The sequence below is a fragment of the Actinopolymorpha sp. B11F2 genome (genome assembly GCF_040195635.1).
Lineage (GTDB): Bacteria > Actinomycetota > Actinomycetes > Propionibacteriales > Actinopolymorphaceae > Thermasporomyces.
This window is the reverse complement of sequence record NZ_JBEFTX010000027.1, coordinates 1-13,365: the sequence shown is the minus strand read 5'-3', so window position 1 is coordinate 13,365 and position 13,365 is coordinate 1. Positions and strand designations below refer to the sequence as shown.

Here is a 13,365-nt window from a genome sequence, read left to right as displayed (position 1 = left end):
CTAGGCCGGCCTAGCGCGGTGCGGCGGGGCTTTCCGGCTCTGCCTCGCCGGAGTCGGGCGTACCAGTCGATCCTGCCCCAGGCGAGGACGGGGACGACGGTGAGGACGAGTCGGACGGCGAGGACTCTTCCTCCGGTAGGCGGGTGATCGTCGGCGTCGGGACAGGGCTCGTGGGCACTGGACCCGAGGGACGCGGGATCGGGCTGGGCGTGGTCGCCTCCTCGTCAGGCTGCACCTGGTGCCGGTCGATCTTGGCCGAGGTGAGGCCGAGCCCGCCCAGGGTGATCTCGTCCCACGCCTGGAGCTGGCGGGTCGACCGGTCGAGATAGAGCACCGAGAGTTCGATAGGCGCTGGTTTGTCCTTCTCGAGGGCGCGCAGCCCGGCACCGCCGGTCGTACCCTCCTGCATCAGTCGACTGCCGCCGGGGAGTACGAGGTTGAGCCGTTCGTGGCCGTGCCCCGTCAGCAGCAGCGACGCGTGTCCGTCGAAGAGCGCCGCGCCCGCGCTGTCGTGATAGACGATCGCGTCGACCGCGGGCTCAGACTTCTTCGCCACGTTGGCGATGGCCGCCGCCTGTCGGGCGACCGCCTCGGTCTCCCCGGCGATGTCACGCCCGTCCCGGTCCGGTGTGAAGCGGGGATCACCCGCGCCGAGGAACCGGATTCCCTCCACCGTCTTTACGTTGCCGTCCATCACGATGACGTTGGGCAACTGGCGCATGGCTTCCTCGGTCTCCACGGAGTCGTGGTTGCCGCGGACCCAGACGTACGGAACGCGAAGAGAGGGGATCCGCTGCAGGAAGTAGTTTTCGGCGGCCAGGCCGTGGTCGGTGATGTCGCCGGAGTCGACGATCACGTCGACGGAGTATTGCCGGGTGACCGAGTCGATGATGTCCCAGGCGTGCTCGCCGAGGTGGAGGTCGGCGACGTGCAGAACGCGGATCACGTCGTCCTCGGGTTCGTACGCAGGAAGGGTCGACGTCACGTCATAGAGCTTGGTGACGTTGGTGACGAGCCGGGTGAGCTCGTCGGCGTAGGCGTCGAAGTTCTCGGCGATGTCGCGCGCATTGCCGATGAGGGAGGGCGCGCCGGTGAGGAGGCCGGTGTACTTCGGTTCGGTGACGGCGCGCGGGTCGACGGTCATGCTGGCGAGCCCGAAGACCGCGAGGATCGTGACCGCCATACTTCCGCCGGCGATGATGGTCGGCGTCCGGCGGCGGGCCACGATGAGGGTCACCAGCATGGCACTGAGGGTCCCGATCACGAGCGCTTTCGTCGCGGTGGCGTATACGCCTTCCCGCAGGTCACGAATGATCACCGGCTCGATCTTGCTGAGCACCTTCGGGTCGGCGAGGATCCGTTCCGCGGCCTCCTGGTTGATCCGGTCGACGGAGACCTGGAGCTGGACCGGGCCGTTGTGGGTGTCGAGTTCGAGGGTGCCGAGTGGGGGGAGGGAGAGGACAGACTCGCCGCGCCACGACGGGATGAGCCGCATCGTGGTCTCGACCGGCCCGACCGGCTGCTGGGTCGCGCCGAAAAACGCGATGCCGAACCATGCACCGGCGTACGCGACAACTGCGAGGACCACGATCATGGCCGGCCGCCGCAGTCGCGGGACCACCCGGCCCGCGAACCGCCGCAAATGCCGCGTGAACTGCCAGAGCGCTCCGGCGACAGCGATCGCGCGCCTTCGAATGTCGGACACCGGGTGGTCGGGCATCCCCACCGTTGTACCCCACCTGCGGGGCGACCTCGCAATCAGGGCGGGTCGAGAATGGCGATGTGCTGGAGATGTCGCGGGAGAAGTTCGAAGGCCTGGTCGCCGAGGCGCTCGACGAGGTGCCGCCGGATCTTGCCCAGTTGATGGACAACGTGGTGGTGCTCGTCGAGGACGATCCGCCGCCGGGGGAGGGTGACCTTCTCGGGTTGTACGACGGTACGCCGCTGACCGGACGCGGCTATTCCTACGCAGGCGTCCTGCCCGACCGGATCACGATCTTCATGAACCCGACCCTGCGCATCTGCGAGACCGTCGAGGACGTCGTCGAGGAGGTCCACATCACCGTCGTCCACGAGATCGCCCATCACTTCGGCATCGACGATGACCGCCTGCACGAGCTGGGCTACGGCTGAGCCATGCCTCGGCCAGGGGGTGGGGAATGATCACGTTTGCGTGATCATTCCCCACGATGCACGGTGAATTGGCCGTGCATCGTGGGGAACTGGCGGGTGAGGCGGGGCAGGAGCGGTCGTCCGTACGCAAGCAAGCCCCATGCGGGTCAGCCGTTCATGGCGGCTGGAGCGCCCGAGCCAGTCGACGAGCCGGGTCGACGCCGCAGAGATGTGGTGTCCGATCCAGAGACCCAGCCGCGTTCGGCTGCCCGGAGCCCGGCCTCGAACCTGCTCCGCGCGTTGAGCCGGGTCATCAACTCGGCCATCATCCGCCTGACGGTACGCAGGGATATCCCGAGTTGGCGCGCGGCCGACGCGTCGGTCATTCCTCGGCTGAGCAGACGGAGCAGATCACGCTCCTGAGGGGTCGGAGCGTCCGCCCGGACCTGAGCCGGGGCGGGTGCCGCGAGCCGTGCCTCGCCCCAGACGTGGTCGAAGAGTTCGGAGAGGGCCGCCGCGAGGGCGCGGTTGTGGACGACGAACGCGGCCGCCGCGCTCGGTTCGGCGGGAACGATCGCCGTCATCCGGTCGACGACGAGCATCGCGGGCGGCAGGGACGGAGTAGTCCGGGCGCTGCCACCGCGGGACACCAGCCAGCGCGCGTGCGCCCGGCCCGCGTCGTCGGCCAGGATGCTTCCGGCGTAGATCGCGCGGACGGACACGCCTCGGTCGATCGCCTTCTCGATCGCGGCGGGGGACACGCCGAGTGCGATCCCGCGTGCGCCCTCGGCGAGGATGCACATCACCGCCGACCGTGACGCCGCGAGCATGTCCTCGACCCGACCGCGTACGGCGGCGCCGCTCCGCGACAGCTCGTCCGGAGCGGTTGCTCGCGACCCGTCGTACGCGGTGTAGGCGGCGACCAGGGCCGCGAACGCCTCCTGGCTGCGGGACAGCTCGTGCTGTTGGGCGAGAAGCTTCGCCTGTCGACGCGCGATGGACGGACCGAGGCCACGTCGCGGGTCGAGGGGAATGAGCCGGCTCGGGTCTTCCGGCGACGCCGCCGCGAGGCCGGCCGCGACAAGTCGCGCAACCACCTGGTCGCCCTGCGCGCGTGAGATGCCGAGACGTTCGGTCATGCGCGCTGCCGTGGACACGTTGCCCTGGAGGAGGAGGTGGTACGCCTCGCGCATACTCCGATCGAGGCCAAGCACGTCGGACATGGCCAGGTTCCTTAGGTATCCGCCCGCTGAGAGATACCTCTGATTGTGCTCCCATTGCGGTGCCCCTTGACGGGAGCAGTACGCGGACCTGTGGAAAAGTTCCGTCTTCGTGAACACGATCTGAGGCGGTGTACGCCCGGCAACGCGCGCCGCGGTAGGGCTTGCCCCGACCTCGACGATGAGGCGGTGTACGCCTGGCGAGAAGCCGCCAGGCGTTCACCGAGGCGTTACCAAGGCGTTCCCCAAGAGCCCCGCCGGGGCGCTGGGGTCAGGCTGCCCGGACCTCGACGATCTCGACGGTGAGTTCGCCCACGGGCGCGTCGTAGGTCACCTTGTCGTTGGCCTGGCGACCCATCAGTGCCTGGCCGAGCGGGCTGGTCGGCGTGAGTGCGACGACATCTCCCGCCTGCTCCTCGATCAAGCCGACCTGGTAGGTCTCGGTGCTTCCGTCGTCGAAGCGAAGCGTGACGACGGAACCCACCGCGACGGTGTCGTCGGGCGCGTCGTTCGCCACTGTCGTCGCCGACAGGAGGTCGCGAATCCGGGCCAGACGCCGGTCGATGGACTCGATCTCGATCTGCTGCGTGGCGAACGACGCCTGGTCGACAAGATCGCCGCCGGTGTCGCTGCCTTGTTCGGCGACAAGCTCGGCGCGTCGTTGCGTCAGCTCGATCTCATCCTTCTCCAGGCGGGTACGCGCGGATGCGGAGAGCTGGTGGACTTGATGGTCGAGAAGACTCACGGCGACCACACTCCCTCGGTTGCCCCCAGACGTCGGCCAGGAATCGAAGACACAGATATATGACCCCGGACCGCCGTCATCGACGAAGGCCCCCATCCTCTCACGCCGCGCCCACATCGGATGTCGAGTATCAAGGTCCGGACGCCCTAAGTGAAGAACTCGTTACGCACCGCGGGTAACAGGGAGATATCGGTGCTCCGGCAGGTATTGCGTACCAGCATGCTGTTCGTTCTGGCCTCTCCGGGTCCATCCCCGACCGTCCGGGACGTCCGCACTGCGCACAACCTCCGGCAGACGTGGGTCGGGCGCGCACCGGCAGGTCGTCAGGGGCAGGCTAAGGGGCGTGCCTACTCAGGAAAGTGGCGACGAGGCCGGAGGCGGCGGGTTGATCCACGGCGACAACCCGTTCCTGCCGCCGCCGCACGAGCGTGATCCGGTACGCCGGCTGCGAGGCCGGTTGGCCGCGCCGGTGACGTTGTGGTCGGCCGGCGTCGCGGCCACCGGTACCGCCGGCGAGTTGGCGGCCGACACCGCTGGCGTCGCGGCCGCCGGTCGTTCCCGTCGGGCCGCTCTTCCGGTGTCCGCCGTCATCGTGGCCGAGGGTGAACCTGGCCTGATTCTCGGACTCGTCGACGGCGACTCCGAACTGTGGCCGCTGCTCGAGTCCACCGGTCGGTTCACGGTCTCCGTTCTGCGCTGGGAGCACCGTGCGCTGGCCGACGCGTTCGCCGGTCTGATGCCGGCGCCGGGCGGGCCGTTCCGGCTGGCCGAGTGGACGGACACGGACTGGGGTCCGGTCCCCACCTCCGTACAGACCTGGGCGGGGTGCCGACTCATGCGGGCCCGGCCGTTCGGATGGGCGTTGGCGGTCGAGGCAGAGCTCGAACGCATCGAACTGGGGGAGGAGAACGACCCGCTCCTGCACCGTCGTGGGCGCTACTTCACGGCGCCGGGCGGCTGAACCGCGGCACGGCCCACCGACCGGGACGTCACATCCCGTACGTCTCGAGCAGCCGGAGCCACAGCTCGTTCACGGTGGGATAGGCGGGTACGGCGTGCCAGAGTCGCGGCAGCGGGACCTCGCCGACGACGGCGACCGTGGCGGCGTGGAGGAGTTCGCCGATCTCCGGACCGACAGCGGTGAACCCCACGATGACCAGGCGTTCCTGGTCGACGACGATCTTCACGTGTCCGGTGTAGCCGTCGGCGCGGAGCGCGGCGCCGGCGACGTTGCCGACGTCGTACTCCACCGCTTGCACGACCACACCCGTGTCCCGCGCCTGTTCCTCGGTGAGCCCGACGGTCGCGACCTGCGGGTCGGTGAAGACGACGGCCGGCACCGCGCCGTGGTCGGCGGTGGCGGCGTACGGAGACCACGCGACCGGTGCGGCGTGCTCCCCGTGCGCCCGTGCCGCGATCGCGTCCCCGCAGGTGCGGGCCTGGTACTTCCCCATGTGCGTGAACAACGCCCGATGGTTGACGTCCCCGGCAGCGTAGAGCCAGCCGCCCTCGACCGCGGTCACGCGGCAGCTGTCGTCGACGTCGAGCCAGGAGCCGGGTTCGAGGCCGACGGTCTCCAACCCGACCGCCGCGGTGTTGGGTTCGCGACCGGTCGCGACGAGGAAGGCGTCGGCGCTGACGTCGTCGGCGTCGGTGGAGAGGATGGCTGGCCCGTCGTTCTCGCGGGCGACGGAGCGGACCGCCGTGGACGTACGCACCTCGACGCCCGCGGCGCGGAGCGACTTCGCGACGTGCTCGCCGGCGAAGGCCTCGAGCGCCGGCAGCAACCGGTCGGCCATCTCCAGCAGGGTGACGTGCGAGCCGAGATCGGACCATGCCTGGGCGAGCTCGCACCCGACGACGCCGCCGCCGAGGATCGCGAGCCGTTTGGGCGCCTCCTTGGCGCTGGTCGCGTCCCGGCTGGTCCATGGGCGTGCCTCGCGGAGTCCCGGGATCGGCGGCATGGCGGCCTTCGATCCCACGCAGACGCCGACGGCGTGGCGGGCTTCGAGCACTCTGGGCGACGACTCGTCGGTGGGCTGGACGACCACCCGCTTCGTACCGTCCAGTCGTGCGCTGCCCCGCAGCACCGTGATGCCGGCGTTCTTGGCCCACTCGATCTGGCCCGAGTCGTCCCAGTGAGAGGTGAACGCGTCGCGGCGGGCGAGGACGGCCGGAACGTCGAGCTGCCCATTCACCGCCTCGGCGGCTCCGGGTACGGCGCGCGCGGCCCGTAACGCCTCGCCGCTGCGCAGCAGGGCCTTGCTCGGCATGCAGGCCCAGTAGGAGCACTCGCCGCCGAGGAGTTCCGACTCGACGAGGATCGCGCTGAGACCGCGCTTCACCACCCGCTGGGCGAGGTTCTCGCCGACGGCTCCGCCGCCGATGACGATGACGTCGTACACATTCTGGTCCGCCGCTGTCTGGCCAGGCTGGCCCGTCTCGTTTGGCTTGCCGGTCGCGTTTGGCTGGCCCGTCGCGTTTGGCTTGCCTGTCTCGCCGGGTTCGGTCGTCTCCTCGCTCATGGCGGCCCGCGACTCTCCTTCGGACATGGCGTGTTGGGCATGGCGTGTCGGACATGGTGTACCAGGTCTCACCCGTCAGCGTAAGAAGTTGGTAACCGTTCAGGGGGCATCGAAACCTTGGTCGAGTCGTTGTGGTGGACATGACGCGGAGGAAGCAGAGCTTCTGGCGACGCCGGCGGGGCGTCCTGACGGTGGTGACCGTGCTCGTGACCGCGGCGGTCGCAGGTGGGCTGGTGGCCTTCGAACCGTGGCGGCTCTTCACCAGCAGCACGGTGAACGAGGAGATTCCCGTGTCGGTCGCCGAAGAAGCGGCGACGCCCACAGTCCGGAGTACGGCGCCGAGCCCGACTCGGAGCGCCAGCGCCACGCCGAGCCCGATTGGGACCGCCAGCGCCAGCGCCAGCCCGACGCCGGACGACACGCCGGCCGGGCCCAGGGAGCTCGCGAGCGGGCGGTTCGTCACCCAGGAGCACGAGACGACGGGCACTGCCCGGATCCTGCGGCTTGCCGGCGGCGAGCGCTACCTGCGGCTCGACAGCTTCTCCACCTCCGATGGTCCTGACCTGCACGTCTGGATCACCGACCAGGCGGCGGGCGGGTCATGGGGAAAGTACGACGACGGCCGCTTCCTCCGGCTGGGCGAGCTGAAGGCCACTGACGGCAACCAGAACTACCGGATCCCGGCGGACGCGGACCTGGCAGGGCTGCGGAGCGTGGTGATCTGGTGCGACAGGTTCAACGTCGCGTTCGGATCGGCGCCCCTCGAGTCGTAGTGGCGGGACGCCTGCCTGTCGGCGCAGGCGTACCGGCTGAGGTGCGCAGGCTGGTGTGGCGTGCAGGCTGCTGTGGGGTACGGGCAAAGGCGTACTGGCTGAGGATCCACTGTCGGTGGCTGCTGTTTGACTGACGCCGTGAACAGAAGCGCGAGTGTTCAGGCTGAGCTACCGGTGCTCTCGTTCCCGACGACGGTGGCGTTCGGCGCCTGGCTCGCCGACCATCACGAGACCTCCGCCGGGCTGTGGCTCAAGATCGCCCGGAAGGGATCGGGCGGAGAGTCGGTCACCTATGCCGAAGCCGTCGATCTCGCCCTGTGTCACGGCTGGATCGACAGTCAGGCGAAGTCCTTCGACGACGCTCACTGGTTGCAGCGCTTCACCCCGCGCAAGCCACGCAGCAAGTGGTCGAAGGTCAACTGCGACAAGGTCACCCGGCTGATCGAGTCCGGCGAGATGCGTCCCGCCGGACTCCGCGAGGTCGAGCGGGCGAAGGCCGACGGTCGCTGGGACGCCGCCTATGACAGCCCACGAACGGCGACCGTGCCAGACGACCTGCAGGCCGCGCTGCAGCGTGAAGCCGTGGCGCGCGAGTTCTTCGCGGGTCTCGACAGCCGGAACCGCTACGCGATCCTCCACCGCATCGCCGACGCCAAGAAGCCCGAGACGCGCGCGCGGAGGATCGAGAAGTACGTCACGATGCTGGCCAGGAAGGAGAAGCTCTATCCCTGACGGTCCGGCTCCGGGTAGCGGAGCTCCACGTCGTGCTGGTGGTTGTGGCCGGCGGCGACGTGGATCTCACTGGCGCAGGGCGGATACATGCTCGCGACCAGCGTGTAGTCGCCTTCGGGCAGCTCGTCGAACCTGTAGTGCCCGCTTGGCCCGGACGCGGTTGCCCGCACCACGCGTCCCCAGCCGTCGACCAGTGTGAGCCTGACGTCGGAGATGCGCCCGGCGCGGCCGCCGCTGACCGTGCCGTGCAGCCGTCCGCCGCCGGTCAGCTCGACGTCGCACCGCACCTTCTGCGTCTCGGGGATGTGGACGACCTGTGCGGACGCGCGGTATCCCGGGGCGGTGACGGCAAGGGTGTACGTGCCCGGCTCGACATCACCGAGCAGGTAGCCGCCGCTGGTGGCCGTAGCACCGCTGAGCACCACCTCGCCGTCATGGTCTGCGAGGGTCACGGCCGCGGCCGCGACCGGCTCACCGGTGGCGTTCTTCACCATGCCGTGGATGCCGGTCTCGCCGGTCATGGTGAGCTCGACGGTGGTCGGGTCCTGGCGTACGTCGACGACCTGCGCATGTGGATGGTGGGCATGGGCGCTGGCGATCAGCAGGTACGGAGCCGGGGAGGGTGCTGTCAGCTCGTAACGACCTCCGCCCGCGGCCACACTGCGGGCGACCTGTTCGCCCGAGATGTCGCAGAGGGTGAGGACGACCCCGGGGAGAGGGCGGCCGTCGGATCGGCGTACGACTGCCTGGATCCGCCGGGGACCCGGTGAGCCGTGGTCGCTGTCGCCGCCAGGCGCCTCCGGTACGGTATCCAGTGCTGTATCCGGTTCCGTGGTCGATGCGACGGGCGGTGTGGCGGCCGGAGTCTGTGCTGGTGGCGTGGCGGCCGGAGACGGACCGACGTGGTTCGGGTTCCGGCTCTCGGTGTGGGGGCCTTCTTGGCTGCGGTCTCCTGGGCCGCGTTGTTCCGGGCTCGAGGGTTCCGGGCTCGAGTGTTCCGTCGTGAGGGTGTCCCCGGGCCGGTCACCAGCACGCGCGTTCCACGCGACATGACGAGAGGTGCGGAGTGTGCTCTCCTCCAGTACGCACGCGATCAGCAGGCCGGCCAGCAGAACGGGGACGGCGTACCGGAACGTCGGCGGCAGGCCGGCCGCGAAGGAGGCGATCCCCTCCGCGTCGAGGTGGGGGAGTAACCAGGCGAGGCCATCAGCGGTACGCGCAAGGCCCAGAGGAAGCTCGCCGTTGTCGTCGAGCCCGGCCGCCGAACCAGCCGTGAGGGCACTGACGTCTCCGCCCAGTCGGTCGTGGACGAGGGCGCCGGTGGCGACCGCACCCAGGAACGCGCCACACTGCCAGAAGTAGTTCGTCATCGCGGTCGTGACTCCCAGCAGGCAGGGGCCGGCGACATTCTGAGCGGCGAGCACGACGACCGGCATGACCAGACCCGCGCTCACGCCGATGGCCGCCAACGCGACGGTGACCTGCCACTGTGGTGTGTCGGCCGTGAGTGCGGAAATCCGTCCGATGCCGACCATGGCAATGACAATTCCGAGCGCGAGGAATATCCGGTACGAAACAGTCTTACGCATGGTCGTACCCGCAACCAGTGCGGCGAAGAAAAAGCCGCCGCCCAACGGCAACAAAGCTGTTCCGGTTTCCATGGGTGAGGTGCCTCGGATGAGCTGCAGGCTCACCGGAAGGTAACTCGCGACGCCGAATACCGCGACGCCCATGAGGGCCGCGACCATGCTGGTGACAACAAAGGAACGATCACGGAAAAGCCGTAGCGGAACTGCGGGCGGCCGGACGTACCTCTCCACCACCACGAACACCGCGATGGCCACGCCTGTACCGCCAAGGAGGCTGAGCGTCACCGCCGAGTCCCATGCGTACCGTGTCCCACCCAGAATCACCAACAGAGAAACGCACGCGGTGACACACGACAGCAGTAGCGCGCCGACCACATCGGGCCGCACCTTCAATGCGCGAGGTGGTCCGGGAATCCTGCCCGCGAAGCCCACGCAGACAAGGGAGAGGACGATGACAGGTATCTCGACATAGCAGCACCACCGCCACGTGAGACGGTCGACAAGTACCGCACCGAGAAGTGGGCCGGCGAAAAACGCGAGTCCGAATACGCCGAGGACAATTCCCAGGAGCCGGGCGGATCGGCGTGGCGTGGTGAGTCCCGCGACGATGGACTGTGCGCCGACGAGGATGCCTGCGGTGCCGATTCCCTGCATCATTCTGAAGGCGATGTATTCGGAGAATCCGGGCGACCAACTCGCAAGGGCGGCGCCGAAGACAAAGATTGTCGCCGCGACCATGAAGAGCTTCTTCCGTCCGACGGTATCGCCGAGGGTGCCGAAGATCGGCACTCCGGCGGCGACGGCGAGAAAATAGCCGGGGGCCACCCAGGTCCACTGGTTGCCGGCGTTCAGATCGGCGTCGACGGCCTGCAGGACGGATGGCAGCATCGTCGAGTCGAGCGTCGCGGCAAGGGTGGCCAGCGAGAGACCGGTCACGATGGCGGCCACGCGGCCTCGGCTGAGCGGCGTAGGTCGTGGGTCGCGGGCCGGGCCAGGCGGCGCGACGGTAGGGCCCGTCGCGCGTCGTACCTGCCGGCCCACCCTTGGTTGTTGCGGCGAACCCACCTTGGTCGAGGTCGCGGTGTTGCTGGTATCGGTCGTGGTCACAGTCACACCCCCGGAGACTCAGTCACCGAGATCACTGTACGGCTCCGTGCCAGTACGGATAGCAACCGAGGGGTAGGTGTCGCGTACCGATGCTGAGAGGCGGGTCGCCGCCACCGCCCTTGGCTCAGGCTCCGCCGCGGTCCCGATAGGCTGCGTTCACTGCCGGGCCGTTAGCTCAACTGGCAGAGCAGCGGACTTTTAATCCGCGGGTTCTGGGTTCGATCCCCAGGCGGCCCACCCTGTTTGACCAGGCGAAACGAACGGCCGGCCGTAATCGACCGCCCCGCTGACCCCCGCGCCTGACCCAACGGCACACTCCCGTGCCGTCGTCGAAGAGGAAGTTGAGGCGGTCGACGGCCGTGCGTTGGACTCGCTCGGTGACGTCGACGTAGATGAGTTTCGTGATGGTTGGGGGTACCAGGCCGTGATCGTTCCACGCCTTACCGGCCGCCTCCTTCGCCTCCTTGTCCTGCCGCGCTCGATGTTCCTCGAGGGCGGTGCGGCAGGCGTCAGGGATGGCAACGGCCCGCTCGGACCATCCGTCTTCACCCGCCCGAGCTGGACTTTTCCGTCGGTGCGGTAGAGGGCCTGGCGGACACGGATGACGCCGCGCACCAGGTCGACGTCGTGCCATCGCAGTCCGAGGGCTTCCCCGCGCCGCAGGCCTAGAGACAAGGCCACTACGCGTCGCCCGCTATCTGTACGTCCCGTTTTCGGCACTTCTCCGGGTCGCCGAAGAAACCACGAGTTGGAGTTCGCGATTTTCGTCAGCGGATTGTGGCGTGCCAGTATTTCGCTTGTCCGGCGATCGGGCTGAGCCGTTCCACCCAGGTGACTGTTGTTCCGGCCAACCTGACCGAGGCGACGGAGGGGTGGGTTTTGCCTAGGGTGTGGAGGCATCTGGTGCGCAGGTCCAGCAGATAGTTGGCGTTGGCCTTGAAGCTAATGGCGTCACGTCCAGCATCGAGCCAGCCCGGGTGGGGTGCACGCGCCTGGGCGATCTGTCGAGCGTCTTTGTAGACTTTGACGGTCTTGTGGTCTTCGACCCATGCGGCCGTATCCCCTTCGGCGACAAGGAAGAAACCGCTGCTTGTCCTGCTGCTGTAGATCAGCTCGGTCTTGCCAGTCCGAAGCGACTTGCGGTGGATGGCATAACCCGGCTCGTTCGGACGTTCAAGGTGGATGGCTGCGTAGTAAAGCCAGCCGCCGGTGGCGCTGGGGCTGACCGCGTCCCTGACCTCCAACGTGGTGGGTTCGGACCCGTCGACCACCCGGCTGTAAATGTTCACGACTGGCGCCTTGCCCTTAACGGGATTCGGCCGGGCCTCGGCCCAGTAAACCTTCCCTTCGTAAAGATCTGGAATCGTGTAACCGGGAACGGTGGGCGCAGAGTCGAGCTCCTCGATCTTGGTCGCCCTCGCGAGTTCGATGATCTTTCCAGTCGACCGGTCGGCCGCGTACATCACCCAGTTCGACGTGCTGAGGACCTGATCGGATTGTTCCAGCCACACCACATGGTCGGCGTCGAACGCGGAGAACGTGGTCTGGGTGCCTTCGTGGCGGTCGTGTTGGCCCCGTATCGTCTGCTGCTTTCCGGTGGCCGGGTCAAGGATCGTCAGGATGCCGGGGTGCAGACCGGATGGCTCGTCATGCCGTCCGCTTTCGAGTAGTACCTCGCCCGACTCGGCCAATGCCTGCAACCCCGTCGGCTCGGAGCGGATCTTGTCGGGGAGGGTCAGCGCATCGTTGAGGATTCCGGCTTCTCCGGCCGGCACGGCGTCTCGTGGTCGCAGACGCATTGGGTCGCACTCAGCCCCATCGTGGCCAACCGAACTCGCCGCCTTTGATGCCTCGGGGTCTTGTGGTCCACGGTCGTGGGGTCCGGACGAGCAGGCGGTCACGGACAAAGCCGTGACCGCCAACGCGGCGATGATGCGTGTCACCAGACGATTCGCCTTATCTTTTCATCGAATGTAGGAATTGACGAAGTAGTTCATGGTGCCACGGTTGAAAACTGCCCCGATGTCCAGGGCAATACAGAGTCGGCTGAGGGGTCCGCCATATGCGTACGGTCCCAACCGTCGGAGTCGACGAAATATCCGTAGGCGGCGACCCCAGTGGCCGATACTGATGGTTGGGTAATTGTTGTAGTGCGGGTTTGCTTCCCCCAATTTCATATGTGGATACCGCGACAGACACCCGGTGTCGATGTCATCGGTGACGGCGGCTTTGAACTCAACGGGAGTCGGGTCATCCTTGACGACGTACCAGGCTAGATCTGCGCCATAGAGCCACCTATTTAAGCCCCGCCTCATGTGCTCATGTAAGGTGCCGTCCTCGCCAGCCGGCGCATCCAGATACGTACGACTTGCCTATGAGTCCCGCCCTGAGCCGCCCCCGGTGAGGGGTACCGTATCTGCCCCTCTTTGGGACCTGCTAGTGCCTCATCAAGGAACGTTGGCGTTGTAATGGCAGGCTGTGCCTGGAGGTGAGTGATGGCACGTCGGCCTGAGGTGTTCGTTCGGGAGTTGGAGCCGCAGGAGGCTGAGCGGCTGGTACAGA

10 protein-coding genes and 1 tRNA gene are annotated in these 13,365 nt (G+C 67.8%); 5 read left to right on the top strand and 6 right to left on the bottom strand.

Going from position 1 to position 13,365, the window contains the following annotated elements:
- Positions 1–10: 10 nt before the first annotated feature.
- Entirely contained in the window at positions 11–1,720 is a 1,710-nt protein-coding gene (locus ABN034_RS32240; RefSeq protein ID WP_349694744.1) for a metallophosphoesterase family protein, read from the bottom strand.
- Between the two features lie 71 nt (positions 1,721–1,791).
- On the opposite strand from ABN034_RS32240, the gene ABN034_RS32235 reads away from it, so the two are divergent.
- Complete coding sequence (locus ABN034_RS32235; RefSeq protein WP_502877675.1) at positions 1,792–2,133, top strand: metallopeptidase family protein; 342 nt, start codon at positions 1,792–1,794, stop codon at positions 2,131–2,133.
- A gap of 146 nt (positions 2,134–2,279) precedes the next feature.
- Here the strand turns inward: ABN034_RS32235 and ABN034_RS32230 are convergent, their stop codons facing one another.
- Complete coding sequence (locus tag ABN034_RS32230; RefSeq protein WP_349694743.1) at positions 2,280–3,335, bottom strand: helix-turn-helix transcriptional regulator; 1,056 nt, start codon at positions 3,333–3,335, stop codon at positions 2,280–2,282.
- Between the two features lie 268 nt (positions 3,336–3,603).
- Positions 3,604–4,077 carry a GreA/GreB family elongation factor gene (locus ABN034_RS32225; protein WP_349694742.1) on the bottom strand — a complete coding sequence of 158 codons (474 nt, stop codon included), beginning with the start codon at positions 4,075–4,077 and terminating at the stop codon, positions 3,604–3,606.
- Positions 4,078–4,420: 343 nt separating this feature from the next.
- On the opposite strand from ABN034_RS32225, the gene ABN034_RS32220 reads away from it, so the two are divergent.
- Positions 4,421–5,038, top strand: coding sequence for a flavin reductase family protein (locus tag ABN034_RS32220; RefSeq protein WP_349694741.1), 618 nt, complete (start codon positions 4,421–4,423; stop codon positions 5,036–5,038).
- A gap of 28 nt (positions 5,039–5,066) precedes the next feature.
- On the opposite strand, the gene ABN034_RS32215 is transcribed toward ABN034_RS32220, so the two are convergent.
- Positions 5,067–6,602, bottom strand: a complete 1,536-nt coding sequence (locus tag ABN034_RS32215) for a dihydrolipoyl dehydrogenase family protein (RefSeq protein WP_349694740.1) — start codon at positions 6,600–6,602, stop codon at positions 5,067–5,069.
- Between the two features lie 140 nt (positions 6,603–6,742).
- Here ABN034_RS32215 and ABN034_RS32210 point away from each other — a divergent pair, with 140 nt between their 5' ends.
- Together ABN034_RS32210 and ABN034_RS32205 are read left to right on the top strand one after the other, a co-directional pair.
- On the top strand, positions 6,743–7,375 hold the full coding sequence (locus ABN034_RS32210; RefSeq protein WP_349694739.1) for a DM13 domain-containing protein: 633 nt from the start codon (positions 6,743–6,745) through the stop codon (positions 7,373–7,375).
- 138 nt (positions 7,376–7,513) lie between these two features.
- A complete protein-coding gene (locus ABN034_RS32205) occupies positions 7,514–8,107 on the top strand; it encodes a YdeI/OmpD-associated family protein (protein ID WP_349694738.1) in 594 nt (197 codons plus the stop codon).
- Here the strand turns inward: ABN034_RS32205 and ABN034_RS32200 are convergent.
- On the bottom strand, positions 8,098–10,803 hold the full coding sequence (locus ABN034_RS32200) for an MFS transporter (protein ID WP_349694737.1): 2,706 nt from the start codon (positions 10,801–10,803) through the stop codon (positions 8,098–8,100). The genes ABN034_RS32205 and ABN034_RS32200 overlap by 10 nt on opposite strands.
- Positions 10,804–10,967: 164 nt before the next feature.
- Between ABN034_RS32200 and ABN034_RS32195 the strand changes: the two genes are divergently transcribed.
- Positions 10,968–11,040, top strand: a tRNA-Lys gene (locus ABN034_RS32195).
- Between the two features lie 530 nt (positions 11,041–11,570).
- Here the strand turns inward: ABN034_RS32195 and ABN034_RS32190 are convergent.
- On the bottom strand, positions 11,571–12,578 hold the full coding sequence (locus tag ABN034_RS32190; RefSeq protein ID WP_349694736.1) for a hypothetical protein: 1,008 nt from the start codon (positions 12,576–12,578) through the stop codon (positions 11,571–11,573).
- Between the last annotated feature and the right edge of the window lie 787 nt (positions 12,579–13,365).

Excerpts from the sequence above, each read along its gene's own strand:
- ABN034_RS32215 (WP_349694740.1), bottom strand. The coding sequence starts at position 6,602 with ATGAGCGAGGAGACGACCGAACCCGGCGAGACAGGCAAGCCAAACGCG.
- ABN034_RS32240 (WP_349694744.1), bottom strand. The coding sequence starts at position 1,720 with ATGCCCGACCACCCGGTGTCCGACATTCGAAGGCGCGCGATCGCTGTC.
- ABN034_RS32230 (WP_349694743.1), bottom strand. The coding sequence starts at position 3,335 with ATGTCCGACGTGCTTGGCCTCGATCGGAGTATGCGCGAGGCGTACCAC.
- ABN034_RS32235 (WP_502877675.1), top strand. The coding sequence starts at position 1,792 with ATGTCGCGGGAGAAGTTCGAAGGCCTGGTCGCCGAGGCGCTCGACGAG.
- ABN034_RS32210 (WP_349694739.1), top strand. The coding sequence starts at position 6,743 with ATGACGCGGAGGAAGCAGAGCTTCTGGCGACGCCGGCGGGGCGTCCTG.